The following is a 15,013-nucleotide window of genomic DNA, read 5'->3' as shown; positions in this document are numbered from 1 at the left end:
GGGGATAGGTAATGGGTAATTGGTAATTGTTAATGGGTAATGAAAAAATTATTTCATCGCAAATATGCAATTCTGGGAACTAGTAGTAGTCTGTCCCATAAAAGACTTTATTTTGGGAATTTTGTTCAAAAGATACTGCATCAAGTTCTAGAAAATTCCAAGGCTGTACATCTTCGGGTAGGGGAAAAGTAAATTTAATTTGCCCATCTTTAACCAAATAAAGACCAAGTTTGGGCTGAGGTGAATCCTCAGAAGATTCTTTTGCGGGTACAAATAAAGTAGTACCAAACTCTTTCAAGTTGACTTGAAAAGCATGGTCAATAATTACATTTTTACCCGGTAATGCTTGTTTAATCTGAATGAGTTGTGAGGGAGTTATTTTTTTAGTTTGCTTTACTGCTGTGACTGATTTCTCAGTTGATATATTGGTTTGTGTAGATAAATCTTGAGATAAATCAGCTTCTGTAGATGTATCCGCCGATAAATTAGTTTCCTGCGTAACATTATTCTCAGAAGCGTTATCGCTACAGCTTACAAGATAAATCGCAGATAATGATATCAAACTTAAAACCACAGCACTTTTAGATTTTGCTAGAATTCTTTGTAATCTAGGTATCATTGTTTTATTTGCGAGAAAATTTTAAATAACAGTTACAAGTTATTTATATATTCAGTTTGCGGTTTCCAATATAAATTAAATATGAAAAGTATGGTAACAATTAAAACTTGGAAATCTAAAAATAATTAAGTATTGCGAAACTGTAATTATGATTTGTAAATCATTCGTTTGCAGCATCCCAAAAAAACTAAAATTTACAACTAACAATTAATGTAAACTTTTTGATGGTAAAGCTGTAACCAGGAGAGCAAACACCGGTGAGTAGATTTCTGTTCGTAACGGATTTAGATAACACTTTCGTCGGTGACGATGATGCTTTGAGGGAATTATCACAACTTTTGAGCAAACATCGTCAAGAACATGGAACTAAAATTGTATATGCTACTGGGCGATCGCCGGTTTTATATGAAGAACTGAAACAGGAAAGAAATTTGATGGAGCCAGATGCTTTGGTTTTATCAGTAGGAACGGAAATATACTTAGATAAAAGGGATACTCCAGATACTGATTGGTCTAAAAAACTTTCTGAAGGATGGAACCGAGAAGTGGTATTATCTAAAACTGCTGAATTCTCGGAGTTAAAACCCCAACCAGACACAGAACAGGGACAATTCAAGGTAAGCTTTTTCGTTGAACAATCAGTTGCCGCAGGGATTTTACCGCAATTGGAATCTAGCTTGTCCGAAAGCGGTTTAGATGTCAAATTAATCTACAGCAGTGGTATTGACCTTGACATTGTACCCAGTAGCAGCGATAAAGGTCAGGCAATGCAATTTCTCCGCGAAAAGTGGAACTTTGTATCAGAAAGAACGGTAGCTTGCGGTGATTCGGGCAATGATATTGCTTTATTTGCTGTTGGAGAAGAACGAGGTATCCTTGTGGGAAACGCTCGTCCGGAATTAATCCAATGGCATAATGAAAATCCTGTTAACCACCGTTACCTGGCGAAAAATGTTTGTGCAGGTGGAATTATTGAAGGCTTAAAATACTTTGGTTTCTTATGATTAGTTATCTCAAAGGAATCGTTGCTGGTATCCAAAAAAATAGCGCCAATCGTCATACCCTGACTTTAGAGGTGAACGGTATCGGATACGATTTACAAGTTCCCGCAAGATTGGCTACTCTATTACCGGATTCGGGGGGTGAAGTCCAAGTCTTTACCCATTACCAAGTTCGGGAAGAGGTACCGCTTCTTTACGGCTTTAGTACACCAGCAGAAAGGGATTTATTTCGCTTTTTAATCGGTGTCAGCGGGATTGGTAGTTCTTTGGCTATTGCTTTGCTCGATACTTTGGAATTACCCGAATTAGTCCAATCGATTATTGCTGCTAACGTGCAATTATTAATCCAAACTCCCGGTGTTGGTAAGAAAACCGCCGAACGCATTTGTTTGGAACTTAAAAGCAAACTCATTGATTGGCGTAAAAATGCTGGTTTCTTCGTTGCTACAGGTGGTCCCGCACCCGGAATTCTCGAAGAAGTGCAAATGACTTTACTCGCTTTAGGCTATACGGCACAAGAAGTTAGCTACGCTTTACACGTCGTCGGCGAAGATATTGGATTACCCAAAGATGCTTTTGTCGAAGATTGGATTAAGCAGGCGATCGCCCATCTCAGCAGCAGCGAAGTTAACAGTAAACAGTGAACAGTTAACAGTAAACAGTGAGCAGTGAACAGTGAACAGTGAGCAGTGAACAGCGAGCAGTTATCAATGAATTATTTCAAACTGATAGCTAACAACTAACAACTAACAACTAACAACTGATGACTGATGACTGTTACGCTTGGCTAGAGCAATCTTTGAAAACTATTCACCGTGCTGATTGGTACCGTTCGGTGCAAACAATCCACGGTGGGGCTGGTGCTACGGTAGTTTTACAGGGAAACGAGGTCATTAATTTTGCCAGCAATGATTATCTAGGTTTGGCAGGGGATGACCGTTTAATTCAGGCTGCAACTACTGCTATCCAAGATTTTGGAACTGGCAGCACTGGTTCTAGATTACTCAGCGGGCATCGAGAATTGCATTGCGATTTAGAAACCGCGATCGCCGAATTGAAAACCACGGAAGATGCTTTGGTATTCAGCTCGGGATATTTAGCTAATTTGGGTGCAGTTACCGCCGTGGTTGGTAAACGCGATGTGATTTTATCCGATGAGTACAATCATTCCAGTTTGAAAAATGGGGCAATTCTTAGCGGTGCTGCGGTAGTTGAGTATCCCCATTGCGATGCTGCTGCTTTAAAAAGTAAGTTAGAAGAAATTCGACAAAATTATCGTCGCTGTCTGATAATTACCGATAGTGTTTTCAGTATGGATGGGGATTTGTGTCCTTTACCTACATTATTAGATATTGCTGAAGAATTTAGCTGCATGTTGCTAGTCGATGAAGCTCACGCTACTGGAGTTTTGGGAGAAACTGGTGCCGGTTGTGTGGAATATTTTGGCTGCACTTCTAAACAGTTAATTCAAGTTGGTACTTTAAGTAAGGCTTTGGGTAGTTTGGGTGGTTACGTCGCTGGGAGTACGGCTTTGATTGACTTTTTAAGAAATCGTGCCCCTAGCTGGATTTATACCACAGCACTTTCACCAAGTGACACTGCTGCGGCTTTGCAAGCAATTAAGATAGTTAAAGAAGAACCACACCGTCGCAGTCAATTGTGGAAAAATATTAATTATCTAAAAGACTTGATGTCTGATTTGCCAAACTTGAAAATATTACCTTCAGAATCAGCAATTATTTGTTTCCAGCTAGCAAGTGCAGCACAAGCGTTAAAAATCGGAAATTATCTCAAAGAATCCGGAATTTTCGCACCGGCAATTCGTCCCCCCACAGTGCCCACAAGTAGGATTCGTATTTCGTTAATGGCTACCCATCAACCAAGTCATATTGAGAAATTAGTAGAAGTGTTAAAAAATTTTAATTAGTTAAGTAAGTCGGCTGAATCAAAATATGTTCGTAGTTGCGCTTCAGCGCCAAGATTTTTGGCGCTGAAGCGCAACTACGAACCCTATAGCTTAAGTCTACTTATATTTGTATGCGGAATGAGACACTACGCTGCTGTAACTAATTCTGGCAGATATCTATTCGACAGCTGCATAACTTAGATATTTCAGCACTAATAAATAAGTAAGGTTTTACAAAAATATTTTCTGGCTTGATTAAGCAAGAGGGGGACAAGATGAATGTACGTTGGCAAAAATTGTTAGTAAAAACTTCTTTTTGGTTAGCAACCGAAATTATCCTTAACTTGATTGGAATCGATGATTTAGCTGACTATAGCGAATTTGTTTATGAAAATAAAAATTTTGGCAATAAAATAGCACGTATCTACAATATTGGCTCTATGGTGTAAATCTTTGACCGGAATGGTTGTAGAATTGTTGGACAATTGAATCAAACTAGATAAATAAGTTCGATTTTTGCTCAGCAACGCCAAAAAATTCATGCCCGTCTTGCAGATTTGTGAAACCAGTATTTCTTATAGTATCCGCCACAGCAAACGTAGCAAACGTCTACGAATTATCGTTAGCCACAAAGGCGTAGAAGTTGTAGCACCGATTAATACACCAGAAAAACTAATTACCGATTTTGTTGAGAGCAAAAAAAGCTGGTTATTAAAATCTATTGAGAAAATCAGTCATAAATATCCGCCTCAAACACCCCAAAGCTATACAGATAGTACAGAAATTATGTACCGGGGTAGTTTTTTCACTTTAAAAATAGAATCCACTGACGTAGAGAAAGTTGTTATTGATTTTGATAAGTGCTTTTATATCAAAGTACCGCAACTGTTAATTGCCAACGAAAAAGAAGCAGCAGTAAAACAAGCATTAATAGATTGGAAGCGCGAACAAGTTTATGTCGATATTCTGAGATTTGCTCAAATTTACGCCCATAAGCTTAACGTGCAACCAAAATCTATCAAGTTATCTCAACAAAAGCGAGCTTGGGGCACTTGTTCCTCCAAAGGAAGTATTCGCATCAATTGGCGGTTAGCTGATGCGCCTTTGCCAGTATTAGAGTACGTTGTTGCTCATGAAGTGACTCACCTATTGCATCACAATCACAGTAAAGACTTTTGGCAAACTCTAGGCACGATTATGCCCGATTGGCAACAACGTAAAGCTAATCTCAAAGCGTGGGAAAGTGAATTATTACCTTTGTAGTATGAGTAATGAGTAATGAGTAATGAGTAATGAGTAATGAGTAATGAGTAATGAGTAATGAGTAATGAGTAGTAGATAATAACCGCCATCTTTTCAGTAGGGTTATATCGTAAGTAATTAGCCGGACTTGATATTATTCGGTATTTTAATAAATATGAAGGTATATCCTCACAAGAAATTCACATTTATCTGGTAATAAGTACGAAGTTGGATTCATTGCTTCTTAGGTTAGTTCTTAAACATAATTTTCGCTGTTTTTTGTTTAAAGAGAGATACTAAATCGATAAAAATTAAACTCTTCCATGATTATGGAATTGGTGCAATTTAAATTGTTGTAAGCAGACACAATACTTTTAATCACAATCAAAAAAATGGACAAAAATATTTTAGATCCCCATTTGAACTATCAAGATTGGATTCTCACTGAAAATCATTTCGACTGCGAACAACTCAACTATAAAGAAACTGTTTTTACTATTGGTAATGGTTATCTCGGTACGCGAGGGAGTTTTGAAGAAGGATATCCCGGTGCAGTTGCTGCTACTTTAACTAATGGGGTTTATGATGATGTTCCGATTTATTATACCGAACTTGTTAACTGCCCAGATTGGCTGCCTTTGTATATTATTATCGATGACGAAGAATTTCGTTTAGATAAAGGGGAAATTTATAGCTACGAGCGTCAGCTAGACTTGAAGCGCGGTATTCTGAGTCGTAAAATTAGCTGGCGCAGCCCCAAAGGTAAAACAATTAGCCTTCACTTTGAACGTTTTGCTAGTCAAGCCGAGCAAAATGTTTTAGGATTACGCATTCAACTGACACCGATTGATTTTGATGGTACGATTCGGATTCGCGGCAGTATTGATGGCAATCCAGAAGATAATGATGGATTCAATCCCTGGTTAATTCTCTCGCAAGGATATGGGGAAGCTAGTTCCTGGTTACAAGTTAGAACTCGAACTTCTCGCATTCAATTGGGGATGGCATTCAAATTAGCAATATCTGGAACTAAAGCTACATACAGAGATATTAGCGTTCCCGGTTTTCCCACAGTGGAAGCAAAGTTTAATGCTGTTCAAGGAGTTACCGTTACTGTAGAAAAGTTAGTTACGGTTTTCACTTCCCGAGAATTGGAAAATCCCATTCAAGCTGCTTGCGATAAGTTGCAGAATTTACCAAGCTATGAAAAATTACAAGAAAGTCACGAACAAGCTTGGGAAAAGACATGGTATTACAGTGACATCTTTATAGAAGGAAGCGCGCAAGCTCAATTAGTCTTACGGTACAATCTTTTTCAATTATTAATTAGCGCTCCCCGTCACGACGACAAAGTTAGTATTCCTGCTAAAACTTTATCTGGTTTCGGATATCGCGGTCATATATTTTGGGATACAGAATTTTTTATACTGCCATTCTTCCTGTTTACACAACCCGATATTGCTCGCAATTTACTTACCTATCGCTACCATTGTTTGGAAGGAGCGCGACGCAAAGCAAAATATAATGGCTACCGGGGTGCAATGTACGCCTGGGAAAGTGCGGCAACTGGCGATGAAGTAACTCCGAGATGGGCACCAGCAAAGCATTTATATGAAGAAGATATCCGCATTTGGTGTCGCGATCGCGAAATTCACATTAGTGCAGATATTAGTATTGCGGCTTGGCTATACTGGCAAGTGACCAAAGACGATGAATGGATGCGCGATCGCGGTGCAGAAATTATCCTCGATACAGCTTTATTTTGGAGTAGCCGCGTTTTTCTTGATGTCAAACGCGAATGTTATTCGATTCTTGATGTAATTGGACCTGATGAGTATCACGAAAATATAAATAACAATACTTTCACCAATCGAATGGTGCAATGGCACTTACAAAAAGCTCTCGATGTTTACGACTGGCTCAAAGAAACTTTTCCAGTAAAAGCCACAAAATTAGCAGAAAAACTGCAATTAACTGAAAAACGACGTTGGCGTTGGCAAGATATAGCCGAAAATCTATTTATTTCCCACGATTCCAAAACAGGGGTTATCGAACAATTTGAGGGCTTTTTTCAATTAGAAGATATCAACCTTGCTGATTACGAACCGCGTACCGATTCAATGTTATCTATTTTGGGAATCAAGGAAGTTAACAAGCGGCAGGTAATCAAGCAGCCAGATGTGTTGATGCTACTTTACTTAATGGAGAGAACTGCCGTAACTGATTATGGTAAAGAAATTCTCCTCAAAAACTGGGATTATTACGCACCACGCACCGATATTACCTATGGTTCTTCTTTAGGACCAGCTATTCACGGACTTGTGGCTGCTTCTTTAGGTAAAAGCGGTGAAGCTTACGAATATTTTCGCTTAGCTGCATTAGTAGATTTAGAAAATACACGCGGTAATGCTGCCGAGGGAATTCATGCTGCATCCTGCGGCAGTATTTGGCAGGCTGTAATTTTTGGGGTTGCCGGTATCCAATTTACGAAAAATGGCCCGATAGCCAAACCTAATTTACCTCCGACTTGGAAACGCTTACAGTTTAAGCTTTACTGGCAAGGCAATTGGCACAATTTTGACTTGAAGCCAGAAGTTAGCAGCGTTAAGTCAGAAATCAAAGGCTTTATATTCGACTTGGATGGCGTGCTGACGGATACAGCAGAATATCACTATCAAGCTTGGCAGAGATTGGCAGACGAAGAAGGTATTCCCTTCAACCGTCAAGCCAACGAAGCATTACGAGGAATTTCGCGCAGAGATTCATTGATCGAGATAATAGGAGATAGAAATTATTCAGAATCTCAAATTCAGGAGATGATGAAACGCAAGAATAGTTATTATGTAGAACTTATTCAACAAATAACGCCGGAATCTCTATTACCCGGAGCTGGTAATTTAATAGATGAATTGCGTCAGAAAGGAATTAAAATTGCAATTGGCTCGGGAAGCAAAAATGCCCGCACTGTAATTGAAAGACTGGGAATAGGCGATAAACTAGATGCCATTGCTGACGGCAACAGCGTCAAACGTTCTAAGCCAGCACCAGATTTATTTCTGCACGCAGCCAGTCAGTTAGAATTAGAACCAGCCGATTGTATTGTAGTAGAAGACGCTAGCTCGGGAGTTGAAGCCGCCCTCGCTGGGGGAATGCGAACTATCGGAATAGGTTCTATTGAAAGAGTTGGTGCGGCTCAAATTATTTTACCCAGTTTAGAGAATGTCAGCCTTAAAGATATTGAGCATAAATTGAGTTTTTGTTTGGCTGGTACTCCAGCACATTAAACGCGAGATTCAACATTTATCCTCTTTCCCTCTCCTTAATAAGGAGAGGGATGTCCGACAGGACAGGGTGAGGTTTTAACCGTATTGAACTCAACCAATTACTTATTATTAAATTAGTAAAAATACTTCTAAAAACAATAACACCCAAGCATCTACTTGCTCAGGGATGTCCTCTTTTTGTTGAATTTACAGGGACGTACTAATCAATTGCTTCGTAAATTGCTAGTTACGTTGCCCCCTGACTTTCAGAGCGAGGAATTATAAGCGTTCGAGTCGGGTGTTATTGTTATTTTTCGAGACAGATTATGAGACAGTTTTTTTACCTCCTCACTTGATTTAACCTGTATCTACCAGGCTATTTTATCTGCCAGGGAAGCTTTAATTCGCTTCATCCTTAATATACCAATTATTAATTTAAGGTAGACAATTTTGAAACGTTTCTTAACCTTTAATTAACTTAACAAGCTTTCAAAAAAATGGTTTGCTTTCTATTTAATTGATTATCAAAAATTTAATTATTATTAAGCCATTAGTTCAATTTACCATAGTTATGAAAGGTGTATAGCATCCCGATTTTGAACAAATATTTACCCTACACCCTGCAAGGGTGAGGCTATATGAACAAAGCCCACCTTTGTGGGCTAGTAAACCTGTTAGCCCACAAAGGTGGGCTTTGTAATATTAGCCCCAGACTTATAGTCTGCGGGCGTTTTGCCGCCATTAAGATGCTCCCTTCTCTCCCCTCACTCTTCTTAAACAAATTCTGGACTCACAAAACCCCCAATAATTTCATCCAACTTCCCAGCTATATTTAATAATTCCAGTTCCTTCCACCTTTTACCCACAATCTGCATTCCAATCGGTAATCCATCTGTTGTAAAACCAATAGGAATAACCACAACCGGATTCCCCGTAAGATTCAACAATGAAGTGTAAGCACCATTCGCTAATAAATAAGGTACCTTTCTACCATCCACATCTATAAACCTTCCCATCGGACGATGCGTAAATGCACAAGTCATCGCAACCGGACACAACCATACATCCCACGGTTCCATTGCTGCATCCATTTGAGCAATTAATTTATCCCTTGTTGTCAAAGCTGTAAAATATCCCTTCAAAGTTGGATTTAATAACTCAGGTAAATAATCTCCCATATTGCTAATTTCCCTTAAATTTTTATCTCCCTGCGTCATCTCCCGAAATATCATCGGAATGCGCTTTTTCGCTGTCGCAAAGTCCACAGGTTGGGAATAAACGAAATTGTATGCAATTAGGCGATCGCTCAATTGTAAAGCCTCTTCTATATCAAGGGGAGGAATCCAACTTTCAATTTTTACACCTGCTTGAGTCAAATCATTCGCTACAGTTTGCATTGCAGATGTAATTTCACAAGCAACCGGAAGCTCATCCCAACCATCCATCCAAGCCACCCGCAAATCCTGCAAAGACTTATCGGATATCGTATCAAAAGGAACGGGGGCAATATCTGGCTGTCGAATATCCGCACCTGCAATCAGTGTAAAAGATAACCTTAAATCTGCAAAACAACGCGCCAAAGGTCCCACAGTTTGCATTTGACGAATGCACTTTGGCTGTCCCGGAACTTCCGGTATTTGTCCGGCTGAAGATACCCTTCTATCCGTTGGTTTTAGTCCATAAACTCCACAAAAATGTGCCGGTTGCCGAATTGAGCCGGAAACATCATTTCCTATATCCAACGGTGAAAAACCCGCAGCTACAGCCGCAGCACTCCCGCCAGAACTACCACCAGGAGTATAATCTGGATTCCAAGGATTATTAACAGCAGGAAAAATATCGTTAACGCTTTGATATTCCCCTGCAAGTTCTGCTGTATTGCTTTTACCTAAAATTATTGCTCCCGCATTTCGCAAACGCGGCACTACCGTAGCATCACGAGTAGGAATGTAATTTTCAAGGGGTTTATATCCCGCCGTTGTACGCAATGCCTCAGTTTCAAAAATATCCTTTATTGTTATCGGTACGCCATGAAATACTCCCCAATTTTCACCTTTAGCTAAAGCTTCATCAGCTTGTTTTGCAGTTTCGAGAGTGTTTTCGTTGAGAGTGCAAATTGCATTAAATCTAGAATTATGTTGAGAAATTTGATTCAAATGTGCTTCCAAGACTTCAACTGATGAAACCTGGCGCTCTTTTATCATTCGAGCAAGTTGATGTGCGGGTGTAAATATTAAATCATTCATATTATTAAAATTAAAACTTCAATAAAAACTCGTTCCCAGCCAGAGACTGGGAACGCCAATTCGGAGGCTCTGCCTCCATTGCTCAACAAAAGGCAGAGCCTCCCGTACAGCATTACAAGGCAGAGCCTTGTAACGAGACTGGAAGACGAAAATCCCCAATAATTTCATCCAATTTCCCCGCAATATTCAACAATTCCATTTCCTTCCATCTTTTGCCGACAATTTGCATTCCAATCGGTAATCCATCTTGAGTAAAACCAATCGGAACAACTACAACAGGATGCCCAGTAAGATTAAAAGGAACCACATAAGCACCATTCGCCATCTGATAAGGTACTTTTCTCCCATCAATTTCCACTGCTGCACCTTTGGCTCTATGAGTAAATGCTGTTGTCATTGCTACCGGGCATAACCATACATCCCATTGCTCTAACTCCCTATCCATTTGAGCAATCAAATTATCCCTTTGTGTTAAAGCTTCAAAATAACCCTGCAAAGATTTTTTCATAAATATCGGTAGAGAAATATTTGGCACTTTGCTAATTTCTCGTAACTCGCTTACGCCCTCGGTTGCTTCTCTCCACAAAAACGCCATTTGTTGCCTAAGGTTTTTAAAATCAGTTCCTTGAATAAACATTAGGTTATAGGTAGCCACGGCATAAAAAACTTCCCATGCGGTAGCAAAATCGTATTTTGGTATCCAGCTTTCAACATTAACCCCAGCATCAGCAAGCTTTTTCCTCGCTGCTTGCATTGCAGATTTAATTTCTCTGGCAACTGGATATAAAGGTAGTTCATCAATCCAAGCAATTTTCAGCTTGTCTAAACTTTTCTCATCAACTTCATCCAAAGGTACCGGAGGAATATCGGGTTGACGATTATCTGCACCAGCAATAATTTTTATACATAAACTCAAATCTTCAATAGAACGCGCTAATCCCCCAGCAACAAGCATTTGCCGAATACAGCGGAAATCCATATTCGTAGTATCGCCAATATGCCCGGTAGTCGGAACCCTTCTATCTGTCGGCTTGAGTCCATACAATCCGCAAAAATGAGCGGGTTGACGAATCGAGCCACCGATATCAGAAGCTAATTCCAGAGGAGAAAAACCTGCTGCTAAAGCTGCTGCTCCCCCGCTAGTACTACCTCCCGGCGTATATTCTAAATTCCAAGGATTATTTACGAGAGGAAATATATCGTTTATTCCCTGATAATCCCCAGCTAATTGAGAAGGGCTGGTTTTGCCGATAATAATTGCTCCAGCTTGACGCAGACGCGCCACTGTCGTTGCATCTTCTGTGGGAATATAATTTTTAAACGGTTCATAACCCGCAGTAGTAAGCAATCCTTTAGTTTCAAAATTATCTTTAATCGTTATTGGTACGCCGTGAAGTAATCCCCAATTTTTACCTTTTGCTAAAGCTTCGTCAGCCTGTTTCGCAGTTTCTAAAGCGTTTTCGTTAAGAGTACAAATTGCATTCAGCTTAGAGTTATGTCGCGAAATCTGATTTAAATAGGCTTCCAACACCTCAACCGATGAAACCTGACGCTCTTTTATCATTCGAGCAAGTTGATAAGCAGGTTTAAATATTAATTCGTTCATATTATTCAAATTAAAAATCCAGAATTTAACTAACAACTCGTAACACTCGTTCCCAGTCTCTGGTTGGGAACCCAAATCCAGAGGCTCCGCCTCCATTCCTCAACTAGAGGCAGAGCCTCCCGTACAGCATTAAAAGGCAGAGCCTTGTAACGAGATAAAGTCCGCCTTCTATTACTAAAAATGAAGTTTCCTAGCTTGCGGAGGCAGGCTTTGCAATTGTAGCCCCAGTCTTATAGGCTGAGGGCATCTGATATGCTTTTAGTTAATAGTATTAACTAAATTTAAAGTAACATAGATATGGGTCGTCCGACGAAAGAAAATTCACTAACTTCTGAAGATGTAATTGAAGCTGCAATAAGTTGTTTGGATCGAGAGGGAGAATCTGCTCTGGGAGTGAATCGGGTAGCGCGAGAACTTGGTATAAAACCACCGGCGATTTATAAACATCTCAATGGAAACGCGGAGTTGAGGAAAGCGGTAGTTTTAACAATTTGGCGAGAATTTCTCAAATATTGTCAGGGAAAAACTAAAGGAATTAACGAACAGCGTCAGTTATTCAAAGCTGGTGGAATAGCGAATCGGGACTTTGCCAAGCTGTATCCAGCGCGTTACAAAGTGATGATGCAGTATCAATTACATCCCACGGATAAAGATGCCAATGCGGTGATTAAACAAGCAATGGGTTGGTTTCAGCAGGGAATACAGGGTTATGATTTGACTGAAAACCAACTAATTGACGCAATGCGAATGGTTAACGCTGCCATTTACGGATTTATTAGCGTCGAGCAAGCGGGAATGATGACTTTTCAACGTTCAAATGATGAAAGTTATGAGATTATGTTGGATGCCTTGATTGTTGGGATTGAGTATATTCGGGGTAGGGAGAAATGATTTTACCGAACGAAAACCATTTTTATCTAATTAGTAGATTAAGACAGAATTAAGAGATTAATTGCTAAAAACCTTAAAAAAGCTCAATGAAATAGTTGTTTTGTTACGCCTTACTGTATTAATATGTTTTCGATAAACATCCTACAGTAATTATAAAATTTACAACCCAGCCTAGAAAATTCTGCTAAATTCTATATACATACGACTTTTTCGGCAATATCACCTTAATGAGATGACTATCTGCTTGAATCCTGATTGCCCATGTCCGGAAAACTCTGATGAAAAAAGCTATTGCCAGAGTTGCGGCGTGCAGATGATATCTCTGCTGAGAAATCGCTACCGAGTGCAAAAGGTGCTTTCAAATGAAGGGGGATTTGGCAGAACTTATGTGGCAAAAGATATAGATAAACTCGATGAACTCTGTGTTGTTAAGCAATTGGCACCAAAAGCACAGGGCACATGGGCTGTAAAAAAAGCAGTTGAACTATTTGAAGAAGAAGCCAAGCGACTGCAAGAATTAGGGAAACACCCTCAGATTCCCACTCTGCTGGCTTACTTCGAGGAAAACCATTATATGTATTTGGTGCAAGAATTTATTGATGGGCAGAATTTGTATGAGGAATTCAACCAGCAGGGAGTCTATAGTGAGAACAAAATCAAGGAATTGCTATTGCATTTGTTGCCAGTTGTTGAGTATATTCACCAGCGTAATGTAATTCACCGAGATATCAAACCACAAAATATTATGCGCCGTCGAAGCGATGGCAAATTAATATTGATTGATTTTGGTGCTTCCAAGCAATTAACAGCAAACGTGCGAACCAAACTAGGAACAACTATTGGAACCCCTGGTTATAGTCCTTTAGAGCAAATGCAGGGTGGAATAGCTTTCCCAGGTAGCGATTTGTTCTCTTTGGGCACTACTTGCTTTCATTTACTGACTGGTGTTCACCCAGGGAAACTATGGGCAGAAAATGGCTACAACTGGGTTAATTCTTGGCGAATTTATTTGAAACATCCGATTAGTAAGCAGTTGGGTGATGTTCTCGATCAACTTTTGAAAAAAGACAAAGAGGAACGCTATCAATCGGCTTCGGAAGTTATCGCGCAATTAACACCACAGCCAAATACTGGATCTACTTCTAAGCCCAATCACAAACGACTGTATGGAACTATAGTAGGCTCCGCGATCGCGCTTCTGGGAATTGGAGGAGTTTTCTATATCAACAATTCAACTAAACCCTCTATCTCGCAGCAAACAGCCCCGATTAAAACTTTAAATGGACATTCTCAATTAGTAAGTTCTATGGCGATGAATCCCAAAGATACAACTCTTGTTAGCGGCAGTTATGATACTACCGTTAAACTGTGGAATTGGGAAACCGGAAAGGAAACTGACACCCTACAGGTAAATGGGGGAACAGTTCATGCTGTTGCTATTAGTAGTGATGGAAAAATTCTTGCTAGCGGTATGGGTAATAACACGATTAAGTTATGGAATCTAGCAACTAAAGAAGAAATAGGTACATTAATAGGACATACAAGTGCGGTAAAATCCCTTGCTATTAGCGCTGATGGAAAAACTTTAGCTAGCGGTAGTTTTGACGGTAATATTAAATTGTGGAATCTTGCAACCCAAAAAGAAAACGATACATTTGCAGGACATTCCAGTTCGGTAGAGTCACTTGCTTTAACTGCTGGCGGAAAAATGCTTGTCAGTGGTAGTGCGGACAAAACTATTAAAATGTGGAATTTAGATACCTTACAAGAGATTCGCAAACTAGGGGGGCATTTTGCCACCGTTTGGTCGTTAGCTATTAATCCAGATAATAAAACCCTTGCCAGTGGTGATGCTAACGGCACTATTAAACTGTGGAACTTGGGAACCGGACAGGAAATTCGTCACTTGTACGGTCATTCTTTTTCTGTCAATTCTGTTACTTTTAGTCCCGATGGAAAAAGTCTCGCCAGCGGTAGTAGTGACGAGACTATTAAACTGTGGAATATTTCAGATGGAGAAATAATTCGTACATTGACGGGAAATTCTAAAGAAGTTACCTCTGTTGCCTTTAGTCCCGATGGTAAATACCTTGCAAGTAGCAATACTGATGGAGTTATCAGTCTTTGGCAGGTAACTCCCTAGTTTAAAACCATCACATCGATCTTGAATTGGGTGGGTAAGAAAGCTTGCCCACCCAAAGTGTAGAGTTTTCAGCGCCGATCAATTAAATTGTGAAAT

Annotated in this window: 11 protein-coding genes; 8 read left to right on the top strand and 3 right to left on the bottom strand. The window is 39.7% G+C overall.

The annotated features are described in order from the left end of the window. Positions 1-79: 79 nt before the first annotated feature. The gene (locus tag RIV7116_RS29495; protein WP_015122000.1) at positions 80-619 is read right to left on the bottom strand and encodes a hypothetical protein; all 540 of its coding nucleotides are present in this window, start codon (positions 617-619) and stop codon (positions 80-82) included. Between the two features lie 257 nt (positions 620-876). Between RIV7116_RS29495 and RIV7116_RS29490 the strand changes: the two genes are divergently transcribed. From RIV7116_RS29490 to pgmB, 6 genes are all read left to right on the top strand, one after another. After that, entirely contained in the window at positions 877-1,623 is a 747-nt protein-coding gene (locus RIV7116_RS29490; protein ID WP_015121999.1) for a sucrose-phosphate phosphatase, read from the top strand. After that, the gene (gene ruvA, locus RIV7116_RS29485; protein WP_015121998.1) at positions 1,620-2,264 is read left to right on the top strand and encodes a Holliday junction branch migration protein RuvA; all 645 of its coding nucleotides are present in this window, start codon (positions 1,620-1,622) and stop codon (positions 2,262-2,264) included. Before RIV7116_RS29490 ends, ruvA begins: the two co-directional genes overlap by 4 nt. A gap of 119 nt (positions 2,265-2,383) precedes the next feature. Next, positions 2,384-3,547 carry an 8-amino-7-oxononanoate synthase gene (gene bioF, locus RIV7116_RS29480; protein WP_015121997.1) on the top strand — a complete coding sequence of 388 codons (1,164 nt, stop codon included), beginning with the start codon at positions 2,384-2,386 and terminating at the stop codon, positions 3,545-3,547. 254 nt (positions 3,548-3,801) lie between these two features. Next, positions 3,802-3,975: a hypothetical protein gene (locus RIV7116_RS36675; RefSeq protein ID WP_015121996.1), complete on the top strand. Its 174-nt coding sequence runs from the start codon at positions 3,802-3,804 to the stop codon at positions 3,973-3,975. A gap of 91 nt (positions 3,976-4,066) precedes the next feature. Further along, a complete protein-coding gene (locus RIV7116_RS29475) occupies positions 4,067-4,789 on the top strand; it encodes a M48 family metallopeptidase (RefSeq protein WP_015121995.1) in 723 nt (240 codons plus the stop codon). Between the two features lie 371 nt (positions 4,790-5,160). Then, positions 5,161-8,052: a beta-phosphoglucomutase gene (gene pgmB / locus RIV7116_RS29470; RefSeq protein ID WP_015121994.1), complete on the top strand. Its 2,892-nt coding sequence runs from the start codon at positions 5,161-5,163 to the stop codon at positions 8,050-8,052. A gap of 752 nt (positions 8,053-8,804) precedes the next feature. On the opposite strand, the gene RIV7116_RS29465 is transcribed toward pgmB, so the two are convergent. Both RIV7116_RS29465 and RIV7116_RS29460 read right to left on the bottom strand, forming a co-directional pair. Beyond that, positions 8,805-10,277, bottom strand: a complete 1,473-nt coding sequence (locus tag RIV7116_RS29465) for an amidase (RefSeq protein WP_015121993.1) — start codon at positions 10,275-10,277, stop codon at positions 8,805-8,807. A 112-nt stretch (positions 10,278-10,389) separates the two neighbouring features. Further along, positions 10,390-11,883 carry an amidase gene (locus RIV7116_RS29460; protein WP_044292510.1) on the bottom strand — a complete coding sequence of 498 codons (1,494 nt, stop codon included), beginning with the start codon at positions 11,881-11,883 and terminating at the stop codon, positions 10,390-10,392. 297 nt (positions 11,884-12,180) lie between these two features. Between RIV7116_RS29460 and RIV7116_RS29455 the strand changes: the two genes are divergently transcribed. Continuing rightward, a complete protein-coding gene (locus RIV7116_RS29455) occupies positions 12,181-12,774 on the top strand; it encodes a TetR/AcrR family transcriptional regulator (protein WP_015121991.1) in 594 nt (197 codons plus the stop codon). 232 nt (positions 12,775-13,006) lie between these two features. Then, positions 13,007-14,917, top strand: a complete 1,911-nt coding sequence (locus tag RIV7116_RS29450) for a serine/threonine-protein kinase (RefSeq protein ID WP_015121990.1) — start codon at positions 13,007-13,009, stop codon at positions 14,915-14,917. Positions 14,918-15,013: the final 96 nt, after the last annotated feature.

The sequence above is a fragment of the Rivularia sp. PCC 7116 genome, from assembly GCF_000316665.1.
GTDB lineage: Bacteria > Cyanobacteriota > Cyanobacteriia > Cyanobacteriales > Nostocaceae > Rivularia.
Note: the sequence above shows the minus strand (reverse complement) of the source record. Positions and strands in the feature narration are given on the sequence as shown.